21 protein-coding genes and 1 pseudogene are annotated in these 25,030 nt (G+C 72.6%); 11 read left to right on the top strand and 11 right to left on the bottom strand.

Features of this window, described 5'->3' with window-relative positions; all coding sequences use genetic code 11:
• The first annotated feature begins 19 nt into the window (after nt 1-19).
• The 4 genes from BIV28_RS19850 (at nt 20) to BIV28_RS02315 (ending at nt 5,880) form a co-directional block, all read left to right on the top strand.
• Nucleotides 20-670 (top strand): winged helix-turn-helix domain-containing protein, encoded by a 651-nt coding sequence (locus BIV28_RS19850; RefSeq protein WP_207555712.1) that lies wholly within the window; start codon nt 20-22, stop codon nt 668-670.
• A complete protein-coding gene (locus BIV28_RS02325) occupies nt 667-1,899 on the top strand; it encodes an MFS transporter (RefSeq protein ID WP_076258965.1) in 1,233 nt (410 codons plus the stop codon). The genes BIV28_RS19850 and BIV28_RS02325 overlap by 4 nt, the downstream gene beginning before the upstream one ends.
• Before the next feature lie 429 nt (nt 1,900-2,328).
• On the top strand, nt 2,329-2,826 hold the full coding sequence (gene nrdR, locus BIV28_RS02320) for a transcriptional regulator NrdR (protein WP_076258963.1): 498 nt from the start codon (nt 2,329-2,331) through the stop codon (nt 2,824-2,826).
• 129 nt (nt 2,827-2,955) lie between these two features.
• Complete coding sequence (locus BIV28_RS02315; protein ID WP_076258962.1) at nt 2,956-5,880, top strand: vitamin B12-dependent ribonucleotide reductase; 2,925 nt, start codon at nt 2,956-2,958, stop codon at nt 5,878-5,880.
• 56 nt (nt 5,881-5,936) lie between these two features.
• Here the strand turns inward: BIV28_RS02315 and BIV28_RS02310 are convergent, their stop codons facing one another.
• Nucleotides 5,937-6,899 carry a DUF1254 domain-containing protein gene (locus tag BIV28_RS02310; protein WP_076258961.1) on the bottom strand — a complete coding sequence of 321 codons (963 nt, stop codon included), beginning with the start codon at nt 6,897-6,899 and terminating at the stop codon, nt 5,937-5,939.
• A gap of 174 nt (nt 6,900-7,073) precedes the next feature.
• Here BIV28_RS02310 and BIV28_RS02305 point away from each other — a divergent pair, with 174 nt between their 5' ends.
• A complete protein-coding gene (locus BIV28_RS02305; protein WP_076258959.1) occupies nt 7,074-8,459 on the top strand; it encodes an NAD-dependent malic enzyme in 1,386 nt (461 codons plus the stop codon).
• Between the two features lie 33 nt (nt 8,460-8,492).
• Here BIV28_RS02305 and BIV28_RS02300 read toward each other — a convergent pair whose 3' ends face one another.
• The 3 genes and pseudogenes from BIV28_RS02300 to BIV28_RS20490 form a co-directional block, all read right to left on the bottom strand.
• A complete protein-coding gene (locus tag BIV28_RS02300) occupies nt 8,493-8,900 on the bottom strand; it encodes an LbetaH domain-containing protein (protein ID WP_242652727.1) in 408 nt (135 codons plus the stop codon).
• A 111-nt stretch (nt 8,901-9,011) separates the two neighbouring features.
• Nucleotides 9,012-9,503, bottom strand: coding sequence for a hemerythrin domain-containing protein (locus tag BIV28_RS02295; protein WP_076258957.1), 492 nt, complete (start codon nt 9,501-9,503; stop codon nt 9,012-9,014).
• Between the two features lie 95 nt (nt 9,504-9,598).
• A pseudogene (locus tag BIV28_RS20490) lies at nt 9,599-10,120 on the bottom strand (DUF2231 domain-containing protein); the annotation flags it as partial.
• 54 nt (nt 10,121-10,174) lie between these two features.
• Here BIV28_RS20490 and BIV28_RS02290 point away from each other — a divergent pair.
• The 3 genes from BIV28_RS02290 to BIV28_RS02280 all read left to right on the top strand — a co-directional run bounded on the left by BIV28_RS02290 (nt 10,175) and on the right by BIV28_RS02280 (nt 13,447).
• The gene (locus tag BIV28_RS02290) at nt 10,175-11,185 is read left to right on the top strand and encodes an aldo/keto reductase family protein (RefSeq protein WP_076259401.1); all 1,011 of its coding nucleotides are present in this window, start codon (nt 10,175-10,177) and stop codon (nt 11,183-11,185) included.
• A 33-nt stretch (nt 11,186-11,218) separates the two neighbouring features.
• The gene (locus BIV28_RS02285; RefSeq protein WP_242652726.1) at nt 11,219-12,919 is read left to right on the top strand and encodes a nuclease-related domain-containing DEAD/DEAH box helicase; all 1,701 of its coding nucleotides are present in this window, start codon (nt 11,219-11,221) and stop codon (nt 12,917-12,919) included.
• A gap of 99 nt (nt 12,920-13,018) precedes the next feature.
• Nucleotides 13,019-13,447: a hypothetical protein gene (locus BIV28_RS02280; protein ID WP_076258955.1), complete on the top strand. Its 429-nt coding sequence runs from the start codon at nt 13,019-13,021 to the stop codon at nt 13,445-13,447.
• Nucleotides 13,448-13,459: 12 nt separating this feature from the next.
• Here the strand turns inward: BIV28_RS02280 and BIV28_RS02275 are convergent, their stop codons facing one another.
• The 4 genes from BIV28_RS02275 to BIV28_RS02260 all read right to left on the bottom strand — a co-directional run bounded on the left by BIV28_RS02275 (nt 13,460) and on the right by BIV28_RS02260 (nt 19,330).
• Nucleotides 13,460-14,986 carry an HNH endonuclease signature motif containing protein gene (locus BIV28_RS02275; RefSeq protein WP_076258953.1) on the bottom strand — a complete coding sequence of 509 codons (1,527 nt, stop codon included), beginning with the start codon at nt 14,984-14,986 and terminating at the stop codon, nt 13,460-13,462.
• 153 nt (nt 14,987-15,139) lie between these two features.
• Nucleotides 15,140-15,910: a zinc metalloprotease gene (locus BIV28_RS02270; RefSeq protein WP_076258952.1), complete on the bottom strand. Its 771-nt coding sequence runs from the start codon at nt 15,908-15,910 to the stop codon at nt 15,140-15,142.
• 400 nt (nt 15,911-16,310) lie between these two features.
• The gene (locus BIV28_RS02265) at nt 16,311-16,562 is read right to left on the bottom strand and encodes a DUF4242 domain-containing protein (protein ID WP_076258950.1); all 252 of its coding nucleotides are present in this window, start codon (nt 16,560-16,562) and stop codon (nt 16,311-16,313) included.
• Between the two features lie 98 nt (nt 16,563-16,660).
• Nucleotides 16,661-19,330 carry an ATP-binding protein gene (locus tag BIV28_RS02260; protein ID WP_076258948.1) on the bottom strand — a complete coding sequence of 890 codons (2,670 nt, stop codon included), beginning with the start codon at nt 19,328-19,330 and terminating at the stop codon, nt 16,661-16,663.
• Nucleotides 19,331-19,469: 139 nt separating this feature from the next.
• Here BIV28_RS02260 and BIV28_RS02255 point away from each other — a divergent pair, with 139 nt between their 5' ends.
• Nucleotides 19,470-20,414, top strand: a complete 945-nt coding sequence (locus tag BIV28_RS02255) for a universal stress protein (RefSeq protein ID WP_076258946.1) — start codon at nt 19,470-19,472, stop codon at nt 20,412-20,414.
• A 23-nt stretch (nt 20,415-20,437) separates the two neighbouring features.
• Here BIV28_RS02255 and BIV28_RS02250 read toward each other — a convergent pair whose 3' ends face one another.
• Together BIV28_RS02250 and BIV28_RS02245 are read right to left on the bottom strand one after the other, a co-directional pair.
• Nucleotides 20,438-21,013, bottom strand: a complete 576-nt coding sequence (locus BIV28_RS02250; protein WP_076258944.1) for a universal stress protein — start codon at nt 21,011-21,013, stop codon at nt 20,438-20,440.
• Nucleotides 21,010-22,470: an MFS transporter gene (locus BIV28_RS02245; RefSeq protein ID WP_076258942.1), complete on the bottom strand. Its 1,461-nt coding sequence runs from the start codon at nt 22,468-22,470 to the stop codon at nt 21,010-21,012. Before BIV28_RS02245 ends, BIV28_RS02250 begins: the two co-directional genes overlap by 4 nt.
• A gap of 257 nt (nt 22,471-22,727) precedes the next feature.
• Here BIV28_RS02245 and BIV28_RS02240 point away from each other — a divergent pair, with 257 nt between their 5' ends.
• Nucleotides 22,728-24,266 (top strand): S8 family serine peptidase, encoded by a 1,539-nt coding sequence (locus BIV28_RS02240; protein ID WP_076258941.1) that lies wholly within the window; start codon nt 22,728-22,730, stop codon nt 24,264-24,266.
• A gap of 49 nt (nt 24,267-24,315) precedes the next feature.
• Here the strand turns inward: BIV28_RS02240 and BIV28_RS02235 are convergent, their stop codons facing one another.
• Entirely contained in the window at nt 24,316-24,528 is a 213-nt protein-coding gene (locus BIV28_RS02235; RefSeq protein ID WP_076258939.1) for a hypothetical protein, read from the bottom strand.
• A 55-nt stretch (nt 24,529-24,583) separates the two neighbouring features.
• On the opposite strand from BIV28_RS02235, the gene BIV28_RS02230 reads away from it, so the two are divergent.
• On the top strand, nt 24,584-25,012 hold the full coding sequence (locus tag BIV28_RS02230) for a ChaB family protein (RefSeq protein ID WP_076258937.1): 429 nt from the start codon (nt 24,584-24,586) through the stop codon (nt 25,010-25,012).
• The last annotated feature ends 18 nt before the right edge of the window (nt 25,013-25,030 follow it).

Raw genomic sequence — 25,030 nt, 5'->3', positions numbered from 1 at the left:
GCACGCGATCGTGGGCGGCATGCCCCGACGCACCGCGGCCGAGCGCCACGAGACCACGACCCCGACCGATGCCGACGCTGTCGGCGCCGAGTCCGGCGACGCCCTCCTCGAGGTGCTCTCTGCCTTCCACCACCCGACGCGTCGGTGGATCTGCGAGCTGCTCTCCGTCGAGGGCCCCGCGACCGTCGGGCAGCTCGCCCGCCGCACCGGTCTCGCCGTCGGCTCCGTCAGCCACCACGTCGGGGTGCTGCACCGGCACGGCTTCGTCGAGCCGGCCCCCGAGCTGGCCCGCGACACGCGGGAGAGCTGGTGGCGCAGCCGTCCCCGCCGGCTGTCGTGGGACGCGTCCGACTTCGTCCCGGGCACCGTGGCGCGTCGCATCGCCGCCACGGCGGAGGCCGAGAACTTCCGCCACCACGTGCGTGCCGTCCAGCAGTGGCTCGCCACGTCCCAGGACGCGCCGGAGGAGCTCCGCCGGGCCGCCACCGCGACCGACACGCTGGAGCGGGCGACCCTCGAGCAGATGCACGACCTCGGTGCGCGACTCACCGAGGTCGTGCTGGCCTGGAGCGAGGACTGCCGCGCGGACGCGCGAGCCCACCCGGACGCCGAGCGCTACCCCGTCCGCGTCGGCACGCGCGTCTTCCCGAGCGCCCCGGTGAAGCCGTGAGCGCCGTCGCGACCGCGCCGGCTCTCGTCGGCGCCCCGCCCCCGCCGCTGCGTCGCGACGGGATGGTGCGCGCCTGGGTCGCCGCGATGTTCCTGTCGTGGTTCGGCGATGCTCTCTGGACGGTCGCGCTCGCGTGGACCGCCGCCCACACGCTCTCGCCCGCCATGGCCGGCGTCGTCCTCGGCGCGGAGATGATCCCGCAGGCCGCGCTCGTCGTCGCGGGCGGCGTGCTCGCCGACCGGTACGACACGCGTCGGGTCCTCGTCGTCGGGCGACTGGCCCAGGGCGTGGTGCTCCTCGCCGGGGCCGCGGCCTGGGCCTCGGGCGTCCGCGGGGCCGGCCTGCTCATCGCCCTCGGCGTCACGCTCGGGGCCGTCGCCGGCCTGACGATGCCGTCGGGTGCGACGATGGCCCGCCAGCTCGTGGCGAGCGAGGACCTCGCCACCGTCAGCGGCTGGAACCAGATCGGCAACCGCACGGCGCGGCTGCTGGGTGCTCCTGCCGGCGGCGCGGTCGTCGCCTGGACCGGGCCGGCCGGCGCCATGGTGCTCGACGCGGTGACCTTCGTCGCGATCGCGCTCACCCTCGGCCTCGTCGTCCGCCCGAGGTTCGCCCTGCCGCGGTCGGTGGGGGTGCCGTGGCTGGCCAGCGTCCGCGACGGCGTCGCCTACCTGCGTCGGGACGACCGCGCCCGGCTGCTCGTGCTCGGTCTCGCCGCCCTCAACGTCTTCGTCTCCCCGGTCATCGCCCTCGGCGTCGCCCTGCGGGTGACCGGGTCCGGCTGGGGGGCCTCGTGGCTCGGTTATGCCGAGGCCGCCTTCGCCGCGGGCGCCATCCTCGGCAGCCTCGCCGGCATCCGGGTCCGGCCGCAGCGCCCGGCCCGGGCCGGGTTCCGCATCCTCGTCGCGCAGGGTGTGCTCATCGCGGGCGCGGGGGTCGACGCCCGACCGGTCCTGCTCGGGGCGATGCTCGGCATCGGCCTGTGCGCCGGCGCCGCGTCGGTCTGGCTGTCGGGCGCCTACCAGCGGACAGTCGCCACGAGCCACCTCGGACGCGTGTCGTCGCTCTCCGGGCTCGGTGACCTCGCCCTGGTGCCCGTCGCGATCCCCGCCTTCGGCGCGCTGGCCGCCGCGACGTCGGTGCTGACCGCCGCCACGGCCTGCGGCGTCGGCATGGCGGTGCTCTGCGTGTGGTTCGCGACGCGTCCCGGGATCGCCGAGGTGCGCTGAGGTTGGCTGAGGTGAGCTGACGCGCCACCCCCTCCGCATCCGCCACATGGGGGAGTCGGTACGTTGGTCGACCCCTAGATGTTGGGGTCGACCGTCTCGCGACACGCCGTGACGGATGGGACGCGTGGGGCGTTTGTGCAGGTCAGGGACACGCCGCGCCCGGTTTTTCCGAAGTGCTTGCGACGCGGGTCACGACCTGCCTACAGTTACCCCTACATCTAGTAGTTACACGGATGTAAGACGTCCACATGTAGTCCCCAACCAAACGGGGGTTATGGACAGGTCGTCCCCAGTCCGTCCACAGATCCATCCCCAGCCCGGCCGGTCCCACGAACACCGACCCGGGCCTCGGAGAGGCTCGTGGACGGCATAGGGAGACGACCGAGAGCGTTCCTACGACTGGGCTTACGGAGAAGGAGGTGACCCGTCGTGCACTGTCCGTTCTGTCGGCACACCGACTCGCGGGTCATCGACTCGCGCACCACCGACGACGGCGCGGCCATCCGCCGCCGCCGCCAGTGCCCCGAGTGCAACCGCCGCTTCACGACGCTCGAGACCTCGAGCCTCAACGTGATCAAGCGGTCCGGCGTCACCGAGCCGTTCAGCAGGGTCAAGGTCCTCTCCGGCGTCCGCAAGGCCTGCCAGGGCCGACCGGTCACCGAGGACGACCTCGCGCTGCTCGCCCAGAAGGTCGAGGAAGCCATCCGTTCGCAGGGAAACGCCGAGATCGAGGCGCACGAGGTCGGCATGGCCGTCCTCGAGCCGCTCCGAGAGCTCGACGAGGTCGCCTTCCTCAGGTTCGCCAGCGTCTACCAGGCCTGGGAGAGCCTCGAGGACTTCGAAGGGGCCATCGCGCTCCTCCGAGCCGAACGTGACGCGCTCGGGACGGGCCCAGACGCCCACCCCGAGATCGGCGCGCAGCGGTAACCACCCTCCACACGAATCGCCCATCACGACAAGGGGACTGTCAGACCCCGGCGAGACACTGGCATCGAACGACACGACGAGCACTCGGGCCCGGGGCGGGCCCGCACACGGTCAGGGAGGCCGCAGGAAATGACGGAGATCGGTAACCGCACATCTCGCTCGAAGGCCGGCGCCAAGGGCGTCAAGATCGAGCGCATCTACACCACGCCCGGCGTCCACCCGTACGACGAGGTGACGTGGGAGAAGCGCGACGTCGTCCAGCAGAACTGGAAGACGGGCGAGACGATCTTCGAGCAGCGCGGGGTCGAGTTCCCCGACTTCTGGTCGATCAACGCGAGCACCATCGTCACGACCAAGTACTTCCGCGGCGCGGTCGGCACGCCGGCCCGCGAGGTCTCGCTCAAGCAGCTCATCGACCGCGTCGTGCTCACCTACGTCGCCGCCGGCAAGAGCAACGGCTACTTCGCCTCGCCCGACGACGCCGAGGTCTTCGAGCACGAGCTGACGTGGGCGCTGCTGCACCAGGTCTTCTCGTTCAACTCGCCGGTGTGGTTCAACGTCGGCACCAAGTCGCCGCAGCAGGTCTCGGCCTGCTTCATCCTCGCCGTCGACGACTCGATGGACTCCATCCTCAACTGGTACAAGGAGGAGGGGAAGATCTTCCAGGGCGGCTCCGGCGCCGGCCTCAACCTCTCCCGCCTCCGCTCCTCCAAGGAACTGCTCTCCTCCGGCGGCACGGCCTCCGGCCCGGTCTCCTTCATGCGCGGCGCCGACGCGTCCGCGGGCACCATCAAGTCGGGCGGCGCCACGCGTCGTGCCGCCAAGATGGTCGTCCTCGACGTCGACCACCCCGACATCGAGGAGTTCGTCGAGACGAAGGCGCGCGAGGAGGACAAGATCCGCGCCCTGCGCGACGCCGGCTTCGACATGGACCTCGGCGGCAAGGACATCGTCTCCGTCCAGTACCAGAACGCGAACAACTCGGTCCGCGTCAACGACGAGTTCATGAAGGCCGTCGAGAACGGCACCGACTTCGGCCTGCGCTCGCGCTCCGACGGCTCGGTCATCGACACCGTCGACGCCCGTGACCTCTTCGCCAAGATCGCCAAGGCCGCGTGGGAGTGCGCCGACCCGGGCATCCAGTACGACGACACGATCAACGCCTGGCACACCAACCCCGAGACCGGCCGCATCACCGCGTCCAACCCGTGCTCGGAGTACATGTCGCTCGACAACAGCTCGTGCAACCTCGCCTCGCTCAACCTGCTGAAGTTCCTCAAGGACGACGACACCTTCGACGCCGTCACCTTCCAGAAGGTCGTCGAGCTCGTCATCACGGCGATGGACATCTCGATCTGCTTCGCGGACTTCCCGACCGACCCGATCGGCGAGACGACGCGCAACTACCGCCAGCTCGGCATCGGCTACGCCAACCTCGGTGCACTGCTCATGGCCACCGGCCACGGCTACGACTCCGAGGGTGGGCGCGCACTCGCCGCCTCGATCACCTCGCTGCTCACCGGTGCCGCCTACAAGCGCTCCGCCGAGATGGCCTCGGTCGTCGGCGCCTACGCCGGCTACGCCCGCAACGCCGACGCCCACAAGCGCGTCATGCGCAAGCACCAGGCCGCCAACGACGACATCAAGACGCTCGACGCCATGGACTCGGGCATCCACAAGGTCGCCACGAAGGCCTGGGACGACGTCATCAAGCTCGGTGAGAAGCACGGCTACCGCAACGCCCAGGCGTCGGTGCTCGCCCCCACCGGCACCATCGGCTTCATGATGGACTGCGACACCACCGGCATCGAGCCGGACTTCTCGCTCGTCAAGTTCAAGAAGCTCGTCGGTGGCGGCTCGATGCAGATCGTCAACCTGACGATCCCGCGGGCCCTGAAGAAGCTCGGCTACCAGCAGGAGTCGATCGAGGCCATCGTCGAGTACATCGCCGACAAGGGCCACGTCGTCGACGCTCCCGGCCTCAAGCCGGAGCACTACGAGGTCTTCGACACCGCGATGGGCCAGCGCGCCATCTCCCCGATGGGCCACGTGCGGATGATGGCGGCGGCGCAGCCGTTCCTGTCCGGCGCCATCTCCAAGACGGTCAACCTGCCCGAGACGGCCACGGTCGAGGAGATCGAGGACGTCTACATGCAGGGCTGGAAGCTCGGCATCAAGGCGCTCGCGGTCTACCGCGACAACTGCAAGGTCGGCCAGCCGCTGTCCGACGGTGGCTCGACCGCCAAGGACAAGGCCAAGGACGAGCCGGCCGCGGCCGCCGAGCCCAAGGTCGAGAAGATCATCGAGTACCGCCCGGTCCGTCGTCGTCTGCCCAAGCGCCGCACGTCGCAGACCACGTCGTTCGCGGTCGGTGGCGCCGAGGGCTACCTCACCGCCGGCACGTACGAGAACGGTGAGCTCGGCGAGATCTTCCTCAAGTTCGGCAAGCAGGGCTCGACCCTGGCCGGCGTCATGGATGCCTTCTCGATCGCCGTCTCGGTCGGCCTGCAGTACGGCGTGCCGCTCGAGACGTACGTGGAGAAGTTCACGAACCTCCGGTTCGAGCCGGCCGGCATGACCGACGACCCCGACGTGCGCATGGCCCAGTCGCTCATGGACTACGTCTTCCGTCGGCTCGCGCTCGACTACCTCGACTTCGACACCCGCTCGTTCATGGGCATCCACACCGCCGAGGAGCGCGCGCGCCAGGTCGAGACCGGCTCGTACGAGGCGATCGAGGCCAGCGACGACGAGGACGAGGACGAGCTGGCCGAGGAGCTCGAGACGCTCCAGCAGACGACGCCCGTCGCCAAGAAGGAGCCGAAGTCCGAGCCCAAGGCGGAGAAGGCCGGTGAGGTCGAGGTCAAGTTCGGCGCCGGTGCCGCGTCGGCCCGCGAGGCCTCCGGCGACGTGCACAGCTCGGCCGAGCTGCTCGAGAAGTTCGGTGGCATCACCGCCGACGCCCCGATCTGCATGACCTGCGGCACGAAGATGCGTCCCGCCGGCTCCTGCTACGTCTGCGAGGGGTGCGGCAGCACCAGCGGCTGCAGCTGACCAGCACCAGCGTGAGGGCCCGGACGGCAACCGCCGTCCGGGCCCTCCGCACGTGCTCAGCCGGCAGGCTCGAGCCTCGGCAGGGTCCACGAGCCGTCGATGACCTCGGCCCGAGGTCGGTACAGGCGGACGAGGTAGTTCCAGCCCTCGCCGGGGATCGGCAGGGTGTTCGGTCCGGTCACCGAGTCGTCGGGCACGAAGCGGACCGTGACGCCGTCCGCAGCAGCTCCTGCGTCCTCGTGGGCTGCGGTGACGCTGTTGAGCGAGTAGCGGCCGGAGACGTTCGGCTCGAAGTAGCCGGCCGCGTTGTAGACGCTGACCGACCAGAAGGCGTCGGCGGGCACGTCGCGCATCGTCAGGGTGTAGCTGCCGGGTGGGACGCGCGGGTCCACCCCGAGGTAGACGGCCTCGCGGGTGGGCAGGCCGCCCCAGCCGGCCGCGGTGCCGATGAGGTGGCGCACCGGGTCGACCTCGTCTGGGGAGCCGAACATCCGCTCGGAGCCCCGCAGGTTGCGCGCGAGCGCGAGCAGCGCCTGACGCGTCTCGTCGAGGGAGGGCTGGTCGTGGTCGGGCATGACGTAGGGCTCGGCCGAGTCGGCGACGACGGTGATGGCGTCCTGGATCGAGGCGACCGCAGCCAGGTCGTCGGGGTCGTCGGGGTCGACGAGGGTGCGCACGGCCAACAGGGCGTGGCCCGAGCCGGGGTCCTCGACGGTGAGCCGGTGCTGCCCGGGCTCGTGCAGCACCTGCACGACGTAGTGGTCCTCGTCGACCACCATGGCCGAGAGGTAGCGGCCGCCCACGTCGGGGAGCGACAGCGTCGCGCCACGGGTCAGGTCGACGACGGCGAAGCTGTAGAGGGTGTCGCGGTTGAGCCGGATGACGGTCTGCTCGTCGATCGGCGCCGGCAGCCGGTTGTGGCGGAAGACGTTGACGCCTCCGGCGCTCTGCTGCAGGTCGTGCAGCATCCGCGCCGTCTCGGCGCGGACGAAGTTGTCGGTGCTGACCACGGCGCCCATGTTCGGCCTTCCCGCTACGACTCCTGAGGCACTTACGCGGCCGAACCTACGTGCGAGAGCCGCCCACGCGCCTCGCCCACCCGGAGTGACCTTCGGTCCCCGACGCGGGACGTGCACGGGTGGAGGATGGGCTCGTCGCCACTGTCGCCACCGTCGCCCTGCGAGAGGACTGTCATGGCCATCCCGAGCCCTGGGTACTCGATCACCGTCCGGGTCGAGGTCCCCGCCTCGGCGAACGCGACCGCGGCCCTCACCACAGCTGTCTCCTCGACGGGCGGCGCTCTCACGGCGCTCGACGTCGCCGAGAGCCGGACCGACCGTCTCGTCGTCGACGTCACCTGCGACACGAGGGACGAGGCCCACGGCCACCTCATCACCGACGCCATCGCGGCCATCCCCGGCGCGGTCGTCCACAAGGTCAGCGACCAGACGTTCCTGCTCCACCTCGGCGGCAAGATCGAGGTCAACCCCAAGGTGCCGCTCAAGCACCGCGACGACCTGTCCCGGGCCTACACCCCGGGCGTGGCCCGCATCTGCCGCGCCATCGTCGAGCACCCGGAGGACGCCCGCCGCCTGACGATCAAGCGCAACACCGTCGCCGTCGTCACCGACGGGTCGGCGGTCCTCGGCCTCGGCAACATCGGCCCGCTCGCGGCGCTGCCGGTCATGGAGGGCAAGGCGGCGCTCTTCAAGCAGTTCGGCGGCGTCGACGCGTGGCCCGTGTGCCTCGACACCCAGGACTCCGACGCCATCGTCGAGATCGTCCGCGCCATCGCCCCGGTGTACGGGGGCATCAACCTCGAGGACATCTCTGCCCCGCGGTGCTTCGAGATCGAGGCCCGCCTGCGCGACCTGCTCGACGTCCCGGTCTTCCACGACGACCAGCACGGCACCGCCATCGTCGTGCTCGCCGCCCTGACGAACGCGCTCCGCGTCGTCGGCAAACCGATCGAGGACGTCCGCATCGTCGTGTCGGGCGTGGGGGCTGCCGGGCACGCGATCATCCGGCTGCTGCTCACCCAGGGCGCACGCGACATCGTCGCGTGCGGCCGGACCGGTGCGGTGCACAACGGTGGCGAGGGCATGGAGCCGTTCCGCCAGTGGATCGCCGACCACACCAACCCGCGTCGGGTCAGCGGCAGCCTCACGGAGGTCCTCGTCGGGGCGGACGTCTTCATCGGGGTCTCGGCGCCCGACCTGCTGACCGGGGAGGACGTCGCGACGATGGCCGGCGACGCGATCGTCTTCGCCCTGGCCAACCCGGTGCCGGAGGTCGACCCCATCGCCGCGAGCGAGCACGCCGCCGTCGTCGCGACCGGCCGGTCCGACCACCCCAACCAGATCAACAACGTCCTCGTCTTCCCCGGGTTCTTCCGGGGACTCCTCGACGCCGGGGTGTCCGACATCAGCGACGCCATGATGGTGGCCGCGGCCCGCGCGATCGCGGACACGGTCGAGCCGGGCGAGCTCAACGCCAGCTTCATCATCCCGAGCGTCTTCGACGCCACGGTCGCCCCGGCGGTCGCCGCAGCCGTCAGACGCGTGGCGGAGTCCGCCTAGGGCGCCCGACGCGTCGTTTCAGGCTGCGTGGCGTCAGGCTGCGTGGCGTCCGGTGCTCGAGCGGCGCACGACAGCGCCCGCGGGGATGGTCTCGTCCACGTCGACGCGGACGCCGTCCCAGACGTGCGCGCTCGCACCGACCTTCGACCGGGCACCGATGCGGGCGCCGCGGCCGATGACCGCGCCACGACCGACGTGGACGCCCGAGCCGATGACGGCGTCGGCGTGCACGGTCGCGCCGGCGTCGATCCAGGCGCCGCTGTGGATGTGGGCGCCGGGGCCGATCGTCGCGCCACGGTCGACGTACGTGGTGTCGCCGACGTAGGCCGCGGGGTCGACGCTCGCGTGGCGCTCCACGTAGCCGCCACCGTTCTCGTGGCGCGCGTAGTGCAGCATCGTGCCGTTGTCGGCCTCGAACTCCTCGTACTTCCTGCGCCTCACGTTCCACCTCTCCTCGGGACTGGGTCCGGTTCCTGCACTGTCATGCCCGGAATCGTCACCTGAGCAACGTTCGAGCCAACATGAAGATTCCGGATCGTCCGGGGCGAAAGGTCAGTGCCGCGCCGCCAGGCCGCGTACGTCGTGGGTGGCGGTCTCGAGCATCTCGGCGAACGAGCCGGTCCGGCGTGCCGACGCGCTCGCCTGCTCGTGCAGGGCATGCAGCACGAGCGCGGCCCTCGCGGAGTCGATGTCCTCGAGCAGGAGGGGGAGCTCGCGTTCCTCCTCGGCCTTGGCGTGCTGGGAGATGGCCTCCTCCATGAGGCCGAACTGGGTCAGGAACACCGGGGAGTCGATGCCGGCGTCCTCGAGTCGCTGGACCTGCTGGCCGATGCCCTCCTCCTCCGCGACGCGTTCGGCGCCGACCTCCGGTTCCGCCGTGCTCTGTGCCGAGGGGTGGAGCAGGACCTCTTCGACGGCCTCGTGCCCAGCCAGGTAGGCGAGCAGCTGGTGGAGCGCGTCCGGCCGGCCGGCCCCGTCGGCGGCGTGCACCGACGCGACGAGGCGCGTGATCTCGGCGTGCTGGGCCGTGATGGCCGCGAGCACGTCGCGGCCCGTCGTGGCTCCGTTCCGGGCGATGCTGCGGGTGCGGTCATGGGCTCGTTCCTCTCGGTCAGGGCGGGATGGCGGGTGGCGACGCCGCGCGCGGTCGCGAGGTGACCACCGAGGTAGGCGGCCGCGCCGGCGAGGCCGGCCCCGACGACGCCGAGCGTGACGCCCGGGAGGTGCTGACCGCGTCGACGCGTGAGCCACGAGCCCGCGTAGGCCGCCAGCGAGGCCGCGTTGAGCGCGGCGTGCACGACGCCGACGCGTCGGTCGCGCTGGCCGGCGGCATGCCACTCGGTCCAGCCGGAGGCGGCCGTGGGAGCGGCCGCGACCAGGCCCAGGCCGACGAGCCGCCGGGCGGCGGGTCGGGACTCGACGCCGCCGAGCGCGTCGAGCACGCCGGCAGCGGTGAAGAGCCCGATCGGGACGTCGGTGAGCACGGGGTGGAGCGCGTGCCCGAGCCAGCGACCACTCAGGACGGACGCCGCTGCGCCGCGCCCCAGTGGTGCCGTCAGTTGAGCGGCGGCCGTGGTGGCGCGGTCAAGCCGCTCGTCGTCCTCGAGGGCGACGGCCACACGGGCCGGCAGGGGGAGCCGCGTCTTGGAGTGTCGTGCCATGGAGGGCCCCTACCCACCGTGGACGCGTCGACGCGCGGGCATACGGTGGGCAGCATGAACTTCCGTTACCTCGGCAACAGCGGACTCAAGATCTCCGAGATCACCTACGGCAACTGGCTGACGCACGGCTCACAGGTCGAGAACGACGTCGCGACGCAGTGCGTCCGGGCCGCGCTCGATGCCGGCATCAGCACCTTCGACACGGCGGACGTCTACGCGAACACCAAGGCCGAGAGCGTGCTCGGCGAGGCCCTCAAGGGCGAGCGGCGCGAGAGCCTCGAGATCTTCACGAAGGTCTACTGGCCCACCGGTCCGGGCGGCAAGAACGACACGGGACTGTCGCGCAAGCACATCATGGAGTCGATCAACGGCTCGCTGCAGCGCCTGCAGACCGACTACGTCGACCTCTACCAGGCCCACCGCTACGACACCGAGACGCCGCTCGAGGAGACGATGCAGGCGTTCGCCGACGTCGTCCGCCAGGGCAAGGCGCTCTACATCGGCGTCAGCGAGTGGACCGCCGACCAGATCCGCGCCGGCCACGCCCTGGCGAAAGACCTTGGCGTGCAGCTGATCTCGAGCCAGCCGCAGTACTCGATGCTGTGGCGCGTCATCGAGGGCGAGGTCGTGCCGACGTGCGAGGAGCTCGGCGTCAGCCAGATCGTGTGGAGCCCCATCGCGCAGGGCGTGCTCACCGGCAAGTACCAGCCGGGCCAGCAGCCTCCGGCCGGCTCGCGCGCGGCCGACGAGAAGGGCGGCGCCGACATGATCAAGCGGTTCATGAACGACGACGTCCTGACGCGCGTGCAGAAGCTGCAGCCGGTCGCCGACGAGGCGGGGCTGACGATGGCCCAGCTGGCCGTCGCGTGGGTGCTGCAGAACCAGAACGTCGCGGCCGCCCTCGTCGGTGCCTCGCGCCCCGAGCAGGTGGCCGAGAACGTCAAGGCCGCCGGCGTGACCCTCGAGCCCGAGCTCATGGCGCGCATCGACGACGCCCTCGGGGACATCGTCGAGCGCGACCCGGCCCGCACGGCCGAGAACGCGCCGAAGACCCGCGTCGCCTGACGCGTCCGCCGACAACACGCCCACCCTGCCGGGGTGGGCGTGTTCGTCGGTGCCCGCCGCTACCTTCTGCTCATGGTCACGGGGGTGGGGGAGACGCCGCGGTTCGCGCACGAGTCCGAGCGGCTGGTGTGGGACCTGCTGCAGCGGCAGAAGCGGCCCGACTGGGTCGTGCTGGCCAACCAGCGACTGACGACGGAGGAGAAGGACCACGAGCTCGACCTCGTGGTCCTCATGCCCGGCGAGGGTGTCGTCGTCGTGGAGGTCAAGGGCGGCTCGGTGTGGGTCGACGAGGACGGCCGCTGGCGGCAGGGCCGCCGCCCCGACAACGTCATCCACCCGGTCCGCCAGGCCCGCGAGGGCAAGTACGCCCTGCGGGAGTACGTCGAGCGGGACGCCCGCTGGCGCGACTCGTCCCGCCGGCGCATCCGCTGGGGACACGCGGTCGTCCTGCCGTTCACCGAGGTCGCCCCCGACTTCTCGACTCCCGACTGCCCGCGCTGGACCATCTGCGGCAAGGCGGACCTCGACGACCTCGCCGACCGCCTGCTCGACGTCATCGAGCGCCAGGAGACGACCTGCCGGCGCCCCGCCGACGACGACATCGAGCTCATCGTCGACATCGTGTCCGGCCGCGACTTCCCCACCCACGCGGTCACGGCCGAGGCCGACGACCGCGAGGCTGTCGCGGACCGGCTCACGCAGGAGCAGGCCACGCTGCTGAAGGCCACCCGCCTCATCAACCGCCTGGAGATCCGCGGGGGCGCCGGCAGCGGCAAGACCATCCTCGCGCTGACCCAGGCCAAGGACCTGACTCGTGGCCAGGGCGACCGGCGTCCGCAACGCGTGGCCCTCGTCTGCTACTCCATCGGCCTGTCCCAGTACTTCCGTCGGCAGCTCGAGGGCGTTCCGCGGCGGCACCGGCCGGCCTTCGTCGGCTCCTTCGAGGACCTCGCCAACGAGTGGGGGATCGACACCGCAGCCCACGACCGCAACGACGCCGAGTTCTGGGAGCGTGACCTCGCGAGCCGGATGACGCAGATCGCGGCCTCGTTGCCGGAGGGGAAGAAGTTCGACGCCGTCATCGTCGACGAGGCGCAGGACTTCGCCGACCACTGGTGGTTCCCGCTCATGAAGGCGCTGCGCGACGAGGACGAGGGCGGCCTCTACGTCTACTCCGACGAGAACCAGCGCATCTTCGCGCGCTTCGGGCAGCCGCCGGTGCCGCTCGTGCCTCTCGTCCTCGACCACAACCTGCGCAACACCCAGCAGATCGCCCGCGCCTTCGGCCCGCTCGCGCCGATGCGGATGCAGCTGCGTGGTGGGGAGGGCGCGGACGTGGCGTTCGTGCCCTGCCCCCGCGAGGAGGCCCTGGGGACCGCGGACGACCAGGTCGACGTCCTCCTCGAGACGGGCTGGGAGCCGCAGCACGTTGCCCTGCTGACGATGGGGTCGCGCCACCCCGCCCAGGTGGAGCGCCAGGAGGCGCGGGGTCACGTCGGGTACTGGAAGTCCTTCTGGGACAACGACGACGTCTTCTACGGGCACGTGCTCGGGTGCAAGGGGCTGGAGCGCCGCGCGGTCGTGCTGTGCGTCAACGCCAAGAACACCGAGCGTGCCCGGGAGATGCTCTACGTCGGGATGTCGCGGGCCACCGACCAGCTCGTCGTGGTGGGGGACCCGGAGTTCATTCGCGAGATCGGAGGCGACCAGGTGGCCGCCCGCCTCGGCATCTGACGCCTCCGCTGAGCCTTCCCCTGACGCGGCCGAGGTGAGGAGCCCCTGCCTGGGGACAACTCGGGCGGAGGGGGCGCGCATCAGCCGACGATGGCGGGCATGACCTTCGAAGACCTTCCTGAGCGGGCCAACGAGATCCCGCTCACCGACCCCGTCGTCGCCGGTGACGTCATCGACCTCATCATCGGCGAGGCCGACCGCGCCGGCGGCTGCCTGGCCCTCATGGTCTGCGACAGCGAGCACCGCGGCGTCCAGCCCGTCCTCGTCGGAGAGGTGCCCGAGGATGCGGACCCCGGCGGGCTGGTGAACCTCCTGCACGCCGTGGCCCCGCTGCTGCACGAGTCCGGCGGCTCGGTGCTCATCGGGCGCGGTCGCGCCCACGGGACTCGGGCCACCGACGCCGACCGTGCGTGGCACGAGGCGGCGATCCGGACGTGCCGGTCGGCCGGCCTGACGCTGCTCGGTTTCCACGTCGCGACCGCGGAGGGCGTGCTGAGGATGCCTGACCCGCTGCGTGACGCCTCCTGAGCAGCCCAACGCTCAGAACGGGGGAGGTGCGTCGAGCTCCGGCCGCCGTTGCGGTGGTCTCGCCTGCGTGGGTCGGAGGTCCTCGAGCCAGTCCTTGGGTCCGGTCACGTAGCGCCGACCGGCAGCCGTGCGCCAGTGCACCCGAGCGTCCTCGTCGCGCCGTGCGTCCCAGTGGCCGTGGGTGCGGGCGTTGTGGTGCTCCCGGTGCTTGCTCGTGAGGTTCGTCCTGTCGGTGGGTCCGTGCGGCCACGGGATGTCGTGGTCGAGGTCGCAGCGTGCGGCGGGGACGGTGCAGCCGGGTCCGCGGCAGGTGCCGTCGACGGCCTCGACGACGGCGCGGATCGCGGCCGTGGGCCGATAGGCGTTGGTGCTGACTCCGGTGGCGATGCCGGTGGCTGCGTCCACGGCGATGATCCGCCACCGGGAGTCTGGGCCGACCAGGAGGCGTCGGGCCTGCTCGGCGTCGACCCAGCCGTAACCGGGGACCTCGCACGGCACATCGGCTGTGCCGAGCGCCACCGGGAGCGGGACGACAACGCTGACGGACGCGGCTGGGCGCCGGCCGAGGAGGGCGGTCCACGCGTCCCCGTCGGACGCAGGACGGGTGCCGGCGCCAGCGGCGGAGGGAGCGGATGTCGTTCGGGCAGAAGGGACGGTTCCGAAGACCAGCAGGTCGGTGACGGCGTCCGCGCGCAGGACGTCGAGCGCGCGAGTGTCACCCGCCAGCCGCGCCGCGCGCGCCAGGGCGTCGGCCCGCTCCATGGCGGCGACGATCTTGTCGGCGTCGTTCGTGACGGTCAGGACGCCGAGCCCGTCGGCGTCGATCCTGGCGAACGCTCCACGGCGTCGCCGCGACCGTCGACGCCTCAGCGCGGCCTCATGGTCGGCGGCCAGGCAGGCGCGGGTGAGGCGCTGCCGGAAGAGCGTCGGTGAGGGTGGGGCGCCGTCCTTGTGGCGGAGCACCGACTCGATGACCTCGACGGCCGTGAGACCGTCGAGGTGCCGGACGTCGTCGTGCAGGACGCGCGCCCGGTGCAGGCTGACCGTGCCCGAGCGCAGCCGCCGGCGCAGCTCGGCCGAACCCTCGGCGCGGTCGGTGGCCAGGGCGAGCCGGTCGTGCACCTCCTGCGGTCCGAGCCCGGTGGCGGTGGTCACCTCGAGCACCGTCAACCGGTCGGCGTCGAGCCACCCGGCGGGCGGCTTGGCGCCGAGGTCGTCGACGCGGGCGAGCTCGCCCGATTCGATCGAGGACCGGAGCCTGGCCAGTGCCTCGAGGCCGACGGCGTCGAGTACCGCCTTGCCGTACTCGACCGCTTCGACGACGCGCAGCTCGGCGTCGGCCTGCGCCTCGATGTCTGTGGGGGACCACGAGGTCAGGTCGTCGCTCGCGGCCTCGACGAGCTCCGCGACGAGGTCGGGGAGGCCCCCAGCCAGCACGTGCCTGGCGATGTCGCGCCGGATCGACCGCTCGAGCACGGACAGGGAGCGCTGGCGCGAGGGGGCGGGGGAGCGGTTGGCCGACAGGTGTTGCACGCTCACAGACGCCAGATCGGCGACCGCGTCGCGTACATCTCCCGCCCCTGCCTCCATCTCCCAATCGAACACCAGTTCGAACATGATGTCAAGGGCTGGTTCGCCGTACGGCCCTGTCCCACAAGCGTTCTCGTTGACACGAGACAGGCAGCGTCCGACTCAGAGGCCGGGTGCGCACTCGCCCTGACCCAGGCGCGCCAGGGCGTACCTGTCGCCGGCCCCCAGCCGGGTCTGGCCCAGGTTCTCCGGGTACATCAGCTGGTGGCGGTCGGTCACATGGGCAGCGCCGAGCACGTGGGCCAGCTCGTGCGCGATGATCGCCCGGACCTGTTCCGAGGCGCCCGGATCCTGCAGGTGCTCCTGGAGCGAGGGGGTGTCCAGGCGGACCATGCCGGTCACGTAGGTCGCCCTTCCGTGACTGTCCGGCCAAGCGACGGACCCACCGACGCCCGCCGTCCTCCCCGCGAGATGGGCCGTCTCGACCGGGTCGCTCCACGCGATGAGGACCGGCGCCCAGCGGTCACCGTAGAGCTCAGGCTGGAACGCGGCCCGGTCGTCCCTCGGCGCCTCGCCGGACGTGCCGTCGTACACGAGCCGGAGGCCGGACGCCTGCGACACCTCTGCGGCGGCGTCGTGGACGAGCTGGTCCGCCAAGGGACTCTCACCGTGCGACCGGATGACGTAGTGGATCGGCCGACACGGATCGTAGGTGACCGGCTCCTCGGAACCCGGGCTCGTGCTCAGGAACGCATAGGACCCCGCGCCGGGGTCTTTGCCCTGGGCGACCGCCGGAAGGATGCGCGAGTCCTCCTCCTCGACGCCGGCCTGTGGGACGCCCGTTCCCAAGGGGTGCTCGGCCCGGGCAGGGAAGAGCATGGTGAAACCCTGCGGCCCGGCCAGTGCCGCCGCGATGATGACGACCACGACCACCGCGCCGAGCGTCGGGTGGCGCTCCCACCACGGTCCGATGCGAGTGCTGCGGCGGCGAGGGCCTCGACCCGGAGGCGTCGACGTCGGGCCACGCCACACCCCGGGCTGCGGCGGGGCAGAGGCCGCGAGATGGCCCGGCCACGAGACCGAGTCACTGCCTGATCGGGCATCGAGCCGGTCGAGCGCTCGCAGGCGGCGCTCCATCCGTCGCCGTCGCCGACGTGGTCCGCCCAAGGCGCGGTCCATCACCGCGCGCCATCCCCCTGTGTGCACGAGGAGCACAGTACGGACCGGCACCGACGCAGGGGAGCGAACGGCGGATCTCGGGGGCACGACGACGCCGGGTGACGTCGACCTGCTGTCGACGGCACCCGGCGTGCGATCCATGACCCGACCCGCGTCAGGCGCCTTCCTGCACCTGGTAGATCGAGTCGGCGACGAGACCGTGTGCCTCGCGGTGCACGGTGTTCGCCGACTCGGCGTCCGGTGCCTCGACGAGGCAGAAGATCTGCCCGCGGTCCTCGTCGACCCAGTAGCGCAGGTAGCTGACGCCGTGCGGGCCCTGCGTGGCCAGGTCGGCCTCGTGAGCCTTCGCGACGTCCGACATCGTGACGCCGTCGCCGAGGGTGTGGATGTCCATGAAGAGCGGCATCGCTCGTCCTTTCGTGGAGTGGCCGCCGTGGGTGGCTGCCGTGGAGTTCCTGATGACTCCAGCGTCGCCGGGCCGCACCCGCCGGTCATGGGTGACGGCTACCCATTCGCGGTGACGGCACCACCCACGTTGGCGAGCTCGCGCCGGCTGCCGACGCCGAGCTTGGCCAGGATCGAGGCCACGTGGTGCTCCGCGGTGCGCCGCGAGATGACGAGCCGTTCGGCGATCGCGGCGTCGGTGAGGCCCTCGTGGAGCAGGACCAGCACCTCGCTCTCGCGGGCGGTGAGGCCGGCCGGGTGACGACGCGTGCTCTCGCGGGCCGCGCGCGGGGCGGGCCAGCCCCTGGCCCGCAGGTCCGTACGGACGCGCGACGCCGCGGCATCGGCGCCGATCGCCTCGAAGACGCCGACCGCCGCCGTCATGAGGTCGAGGTCGCCGCTCCGAGCCAGCGCCAGGCCCTGGTCGAAGGGGGAGTGCAGCGCCTCCCAGAGCTCAGCAGCCTCGCGCCAGCGCCCCTCGTGCTCGGCCGCGTAGGGCGGTGCGGCAACGGGTTCCGGGCCGGCGCCGTCGGGGCCGCCGCCGAGCCCGGCGCCGCCGAGACCGGCGACGTCGTCCGGGGTGAGCCAGCGGGCGACCGCGCCGCGGTGCCACGCGCAGTCGGCCTCGCTCGCCAGCGGCCAGGCAGCCAGCGCCACCTGACGCGCTCGCTCGGGTTCGCCTGCCAGCCAAGCGAACTCGGTCTGCGCCGCAACGACCGGCGCGACGCGCTGGATCTCGCGCATCCCCTCGGCGAGACCAGCCGCACGTTCGAGCAGGGGCTCCCACCCGGCCTCGCCGCGCCGGGCCCGCAGCTGCGCCAGCGTCAGTAGCGGCTCGATCGCGCCGACCGCTGCCACGTCGCCGCGGCCGACGGCGTCGGCGTCGCGACGGGCCGCCACGTGCTCGCCGCGGTCGAGCCCGAACCGCGCCCGCCACCCGAGCAGGTAGAGGGTCCACGAGTCGAGGTCGCGGTCGGCGCAGTAGTCGATGCCCTCCTCGAGCCACCGTCGTGCTTCGTCGTGGCGGCGTTGCACGACCGCCCCGGAGGCCAGGTTGCAGTAGGCCCGCGCGGCGTGCTCGTGCAGGTCGGCGGCCCGGGCGCCGTCGAGGCTCGCGGTGAGCAGCTGGGTGCCGGCCTCGACCGCGCCGACCGTGATCTCGATCGTCCCGAGGTTGTTCAGCGCGTGCACCCGCACCTCGGTGCGCTTCGGGCCCTCGGGCAGCCGTTCGACGAGCTCGAGGGTCCGCGCCCCCCACTCGCGCGTGCCGGCGACGTCGCTCGAGAGCATCCGCAGCTGCGTCGTGTTGCTGTAGGCGAGGGCCAGCTCGACGCCGGGGTGCCCGGCCAGCACGTCGACCGCGGTGCGGGCCTGCGACTCGGCGTCGTCGTTGCGGCCGGCGAACCACGACAGCCGCGACAGGCAGCGCCACGCGTCACCGACGCGCACGTCGTCGCCGTCGGTGTCCCAGATGGCCCGTGCCGCGTCGACGGCCGCGATCGCCGCCTCGATGCGGTCGGTGAGGTAGAGCTCGTACCCGAGCGCCCACAGCAGGTCCGCGCGCGTGGCGTCGGTGACGCGTCCGGCCGGCAGGGCGTCGGCGTGGGCGAGCGTGCGGCGGTACTGCTCGACGGCCTCGCGGTGGGCGCCGAGCGCGCCGGCGCGCTGCGCCGCGACCGGCGCGAACTCGAGGACGCGCTCGCTGTCGCCGCACGCGTCGGCATGGTGGGCGAGCACCTCGGGCTCCGCGCCCCGGCGCAGGAACGCCTCGAGCAGCCGCCGGTGCACGTGGATCCGCCGGCCCGCAGGGACGCTGCCGGCGACGGCGAGGCGCCCGAGCTCGTGCCGGAAGGTCAGCTCGGTGCCCGACAGGACGAGCAGGCCGCGCGACAACGGCTCGTCGAGGGCCGTCAGCCCGTCGTGGACCAGCTCCTCGACGAGGTCGGTGCCGACCCGCGCGCCGGCCAGGGCGACGACCTCCAGGGCGCGCTGGGCGCCCTCGTCGAGGCGCGCCACACGCGCGAGCACCGCGTCACGGACCGTCGGCGGCAGCGACGCCGCGCTCCCGGACAGCACCTCGGTGACGAAGAAAGCGTTGCCGCCCGTCACGTCGTGCAGCCGACGCGCGTCGAGCTGGGTCCCGCTCGGGCGCTCGCGCGCGTACGCGTCGGCGAGCGCGGCGACGCCCTCGACGGTGAGGGGCGGCAGGTCGACCCGACGCGTGCCGTCGGCCGACGCGGTGTCGCCGAGGACGACCCGCAGCCCCGACGCCGTCCCGACGTCCTCGGGACGGTACGTCACGAGCACGAGCGCGCGGCAGGAGTGCACGCGGCGTGCCAGGTGGCGCACGAGGTCGAGCGTCGCCTCGTCGGCCCAGTGGGCGTCCTCGACGACGAGCAGGTACGGCTCGGCGTGCGGGGGAGCGCGGAGCACGTCGACGAGGCGGGTGAAGACCTCGTGGCGCGACGCGTCCGCCGGCCACGTGCCCGGCGGCAGCCCCGGGAGCATCTCGGCGAGCGGGCCGAGGGGCGCGGGCGTCGCGGCGCCGTCGCACTGCCCGACGAGCGCGCGGGCCCGGTCGGCCGACTCGGCCACGGCGTGACCCACGAAGGTCGACTTGCCGATGCCCGCCTCGCCGGCCACGTAGACGAGCCGGCCGTGCCCGGCGGCCGCGTCGTCGAGCCAGCCCGCGACCGCGCGCAGCTGCTCGTCACGCTCGAGGAGCGTCATGCCCCCGATGCTACGAGCCGGGTGACCGACGCCGCACTGTTCCGGGGCTCACAGCCGCCCGCCGCCGCCCGTCGGGCGCAGGACGATGGAGGTGGCCGGGAGCGCACGGCCCCCGGCCGCGTCCGTGGGAGGGCCGGCCATGAGCAGCACCAACCGCAGTGAACGGGACCTGTCCGCGACGACCGGCGTGGTCATCGGCTACGACGGGTCGCCCGGCGCCCGCCTCGCCCTGGAGTGGGCCGTCGAGACGGCCCGCCGCGACGACCGCGACCTGACGATCGTCGACGCGATCGGGCTCAGCGCCGCGGCGACCGCCGGCGCGTACGAGCTCGGGCCCTCGGCGCAGCTCTACGAGGAGATGACCGCGGGCCTCGTCGGCGAGGCGGTCGAGCGCGCCGCCAAGGAGCTCGACCGCTCCCGCGTGCACGCCGTCTCGGTCGTCGGCAGCCCGTCCGCCGAGCTCGTCGAGGCCTCGCGGCACGCCGACCTCGTCGTCACCGGCTCCCGTGGCCGCGGCGACGCCCGCGCCGGGCTGCTCGGCTCGACGGCCTACGCGGTCACGGCGCACGCGCACTGCCCGGTCGTCGTGGTGCGTGGTGACGAGGCGGTCCACGCCGGACCGGCGCACCCCGTCGTCGTCGGCGTCGACGCGTCCGACGCCGCGGCGCGGGCGCTCGAGGCGGCCGCGACCCTCGCGGCCGCCGCCGAGGCCGACCTGCACGTCGTCGCCGTCCACGACCTGCCGTCCGCCGCGATCTGGGCGGCCGACCCGGCGCCCGGGTTCGGCCTCGTCGTGCCCGGGTCCTGGGTGCAGGACGCCTCCGAGGAGACGCGCGCCGCGACGGCCGAGGTCGCCCGGGCGCTCGCGGACCGGGTCCGCTCGGCCCATCCCGGCCTGACCGTCGTCGAGACCGTCCCCGACGGGCCTCCCGGGTCGACGCTCGCCGAGCACGCCCGACGCGTCGGCGCCGGCCTGGTCGTCGTCGGGTCGCGCGGGCACGGCGGCTTCGCCGGCATGCTCCTCGGCTCGGTCAGCCACCGTGTCGTGCACGACGCGCCCTGCCCGGTGATGGTCATCCGGTAGGGCGCGTCGCGCAGCGTCGGTGGTCAGTCGCCGTCGCGCCCGCCCGGGGGACGTTGGAAGCCAGGGCGACCGGCCGTGGCGGCCGCACGCTCGACCGATCGGGCGAACGACCCCGCTGCCGTGCCGAAGGCGCTCGGCCCCCGTCCGCTGAGGGACGGCGGCACGACGACGACCGGGCACAGCGCCGAGCGCACGAGCCGGCTGCCGAGCCAGCGCGCCCCGACCTCGGCGGAGGTGCCGGCGTCGATGACGACGAGGTCGGCCTCGCGGCTCTCCTCGACGAGCACCGACCGCCGCTTGCCGGCGACGACGCGCGTCTCGACGACGTGGTCGCGCCCGAGCACCGACGACACGTCGTTCGCGAGCCGGGCGGCCTCGTCGTCGCGGGCGCTGTCGTCGGCGATGACCGACGGCAGCCGCCCACCCGTCGCGGTCTCGGGGGCGTGCGGGCGCCAGGCCCGCACGGCGACGACGCGGCCGCGCCGGGCGGCGGCCTCCTCGACGGCCCACCGGAGCGCGCCCGGCGACCCGCTCGTCGGGCTCACCCCGACGACGATCGTGAACGGACGCCCCAGGCGGGCGAGGTCCGAGACGTTCACGCCGCGGCCTCGGACTCGTCGACCTTGCTCAGCGGGTCGGCGACGTCCTCGAGCGACTTGCGCTCCGCGTCGATGCCGATGAGCTTGGCGACGATGCCACCGATGATCATGATGACGGCGCCCGCGACGTAGCCCCACGTGAGCGGGCCACGGTCCTTGCCCTCACCGATGAGGGCGCCGTAGAGCACCGGCGCGACGGCGCCCGCGCACTGGGCGACGACGAAGAAGTACGAGATCGCCTGGCCGCGCACCTCGAGCGGGAAGATCTCGCTCACCGTGAGGTAGGCGGCGGACGCGCCCGCCGAGGCGAAGAAGAACGACACGCACCAGAAGATCGTGTGCGTCGTGGCCGTCAGCGCGTTGGCGTGGAAGAGCCACGCGGACACGAGCAGCACGACGCCGGCGATCGAGTACGTCGTGAAGATCATCGTGCGGCGCCCGATCGTGTCGAACAGGTGCCCGAGCAGCAGCGGCCCGAGCAGGTTGCCGAGCGCGAACGGCAGGAAGTAGATCGACGTGCCGGCCTTGTCGATGCCGTAGAAGTTCGTCAGGACCAGCGCGTAGGTGAAGAAGATCGCGTTGTAGAGGAAGCTCTGCGTCACCATCATCGTCAGGCCCAGAACGGTGCGGCGTCCGTAGCGGTGGACGAAGACGTCCCACAGCACCTTCGGGCCCATCCGGTCCTCGGCCTTGACGACGATCGCCTTGCTCTCGTCGACCTCGGAGATCTGGCCGCCCTCGCGGCGCACCCGCTCCTCGATGTCGTCGACGGTCTTCTCGGCCTGCTCGGCGTAGCCGTGGGTGAGCAGCCAGCGTGGGCTCTCCGGGATGTGGCGGCGCAGGTAGATGATCGACAGGCCGAGGATCGGGCCGATGAAGAACGCGAGGCGCCAGCCGATGTTCTCGGCGACGTTGTCGGGGTTGAGCAGGTAGAGGTTGGCGAGGGCGCCGAAGAAGGCGCCGAACCAGTAGGTGCCGTTGATGGCGATGTCGACGCGGCCGCGGTAGTGCGACGGGATGAGCTCGTCGATGGCCGAGTTGATCGCGGTGTACTCGCCGCCGATGCCCATGCCGGCGATGAACCGGCAGACCCAGAGGAACCACATGTCCGGCGACAGGCCCGCCAAGCCCGAGCCGACGAGGTAGATGACGAGGGTCAGGATGAACAGCTTGCGCCGCCCGAGCCGGTCGGTCAGGCGTCCGAACGTCAGCGCCCCGACGACCTGCCCGACGAGGTAGACGGTGCCGGTGAGCCCCACCTGGGCCGACGTCATGCCGAGGGTCTTCTGGAAGCCCGACTCGGAGACGATCTGGATCTCCAGGCCGTCGAGGATCCAGGAGACCCCGAGGCCGATGACCACCGACCAGTGGAACTTCGTCCATGGCAACCGGTCCATCCGGGCCGGGACCAGGCTGCGCACCGCCTCCGTGCTGCGTGCCGCTACGGCCTCACTCATCACGTCTCCTTTGCTCGTGGCTGAACCCGTGAGTGCTGGCGTGCGGCGCCACGTCTGCACCGCTCCCCGACGTACCCACGCCGTCGGGACGAGGAACGGGCACGGGCAAATGGGGACGTTGGCCGCGAGCCGACCCCGGTTGCACCGAACCCTGGGACGGCCCGGAGCGGGCGGGTCTAGCGTCGGCAGCGGGCCGCCGACGGGGACGGCCCGGCGACGGAGCGCGCCGCGCGTGACCGTCGTGGAAGTGAGGACCCATGTCCGCCACCACTTCTCGGGGACGTTCTCGACTGCTCACCGCCGCCGTCGCGGCCGGAGCCCTCGCCCTCACGGGCCTCTCCTCGGTCGTCGCCTCCGGCGCGTCCGCCGCCGGCACGTCGGCGACCGGGGCCAGCACCTACCTCGTCGTCCTGTCGCCGGGCTCGTCGGTGTCCGGCGCCGCCGGTGCCATCGGCGCTGCGGGCGGTCGGGTCGTGTCGTCGTGGTCGGCGATCTCGGTCGTCGTCGCCTCGTCGACGTCGTCGTCGTTCGCGCAGACCATGCGCGCGGCCCCAGGAGTCGAGGGAGTCTCCGCCACAGCGAAGTTCGCGACGCGCATCGACGACGCGTCCGGCGCCGACACCGCGGGGACGACCGCCGACGCCGCCCCGGCCGCGCCCACCGGCGACACCCTGTCGGGCCTCCAGTGGGACATGGACCAGATCAACGCACCGGCCGCGCACGCCGTGACGACCGGTGACCGCTCCGTCCTCGTCGGCGACATCGACACCGGGCTGGACTACACCCACCCCGACCTCGCGCCGAACGTCGACGACAGCGCCAGCGCCAACTGCGTCAGCGGGGCCCCGGTCCCGGGCAAGGTGGCCGCGATGGACGACAACGGCCACGGCACGCACACCGCCGGCACCATCGCCGCCGCGGCCAACGGCATCGGCATCGTCGGTGTCGCACCGGGCGTCCGGATCGCCGGCATCAAGGCGGGCGACGCCAACGGGTTCTTCTTCCCGGAGGCCGTCGTCTGCGCGTTCATGTGGGCCGGTGACCACGGCGTCGCCGTGACGAACAACAGCTACTTCGCCGACCCGTGGCTCTTCAACTGCCGCAACGACGTCGAGCAGCGGGCCATCTGGACCGCCGAGCGCCGAGCCCTGGCCTACGCGCAGGGCAGGGGCGTGCTCGTCGTGGCCGCTGAGGGCAACCAGGCCGACGACCTGTCGCACCCCACCCTCGACCAGACCAGCCCGGACGACACCACCCCGGTGACCCGGACCGTGACCAACGCCTGCGCGGTCTTCCCGACCGAGGCGCCCGGCGTCATCGGCGTGAGCGCGACGGGCAACCTGCGCCAGAAGTCGTTCTACTCCTCGTTCGGCATCTCGACCGTCGATGTCGCGGCGCCCGGTGGCGACTCCGTCCTGCAGCGGACGGCGGCGTCTCCCAACGGGCGAGTCCTGTCGACGTGGCCCGCATCGCTGCTCGCGAGCACGTGCCTCCCGGCCCGACGCCTCGTCGACCCGAGCGGCGCGACCTACTGCTACCAGCAGGGCACCTCGATGGCGTCCCCGCACGTCGCCGGCGTCGCCGCGCTCGTCGCCAGCGTGACGGGCAAGCGCACCGGCGCGCTCTCGGCCGCCGTGCAGAACGCCGTCAACCCGATCGCGTGCCCGGCCGACACGTCGGCCTACGACTTCTTCCCGGGCCTGGACTCCGGGGCGCTGCAGACGTGCCAGGGCGGCGTGGGCCACAACAGCTGGTACGGCGCGGGGGAGGTGGACGCCGTCAAGGCCGTCGGCTGACCGACGGCCCCGGCGGCGGAGGCCGGTGGGGTGGGAGTCGGGTCCGGCGTCAGGCGCGGTCCTCCTCGGCGGTGTCCGGGGTGTCGTCCTCGCCGAACCCGACCTCCTGCTCCTGCTCGAGCAGGTCGGCCTCGGCGGCGCGCGCCGTGGCGTCGTCGCCGTGGCTTCGCGCGGGGGCGTAGTCCTCCTCGGGCTCGGGGTCCTGCGGCTCGAACTCCTCGGGCTCGAGCTCGTCCGGTCGCGGCTCCGGTTGGCTGCTCATCCCTCCGTGATACCCGATGCCGGCGCCGTTGTGCAGGCCCCTGGGCGGGTACGTCATGACTGTGGCCACCGACGACGACCTTCCCTCGACGCTGCAGCGCTCACCGAAGAAGGCCCGCGACACGTGGCGGGCGACCCACGAGTCCGCCGTCGAGCAGTACGGCGAGGGCGAGCGCGCCCACCGCACCGCGTTCGCGGCCCTCAAGCACACCTTCGAGAAGGTCGGGGACCACTGGGAGGAGAAGCCCGAGAAGGGCCCGTCCGACCCCCAGGCCGCCCGACGCGGCGCCGACGCCCGCGCCCACCGCGACGACGGCGACAGTGCCGGCGGCGTCGACCTCAACGCGACCAAGGCCCACCTCTACGCGCTGGCCCGACGCCTCGGCGTCGAGGGTCGCTCGACGATGACCAAGGCACAGCTGGCCGAGGCCCTCCAGCGGGCCAACGACCGCGCGACCGCGGCCGCCCGCGACGACGCGTCCTGACGCGCGGCGACGCCCCGT

The organism is Intrasporangium flavum, assembly GCF_001956915.1.
Lineage (GTDB): Bacteria > Actinomycetota > Actinomycetes > Actinomycetales > Dermatophilaceae > Monashia > Monashia flava.
The sequence above is the reverse complement of the archived record's forward strand: the minus strand, read 5'-3'. Positions and strand labels throughout refer to the sequence as shown.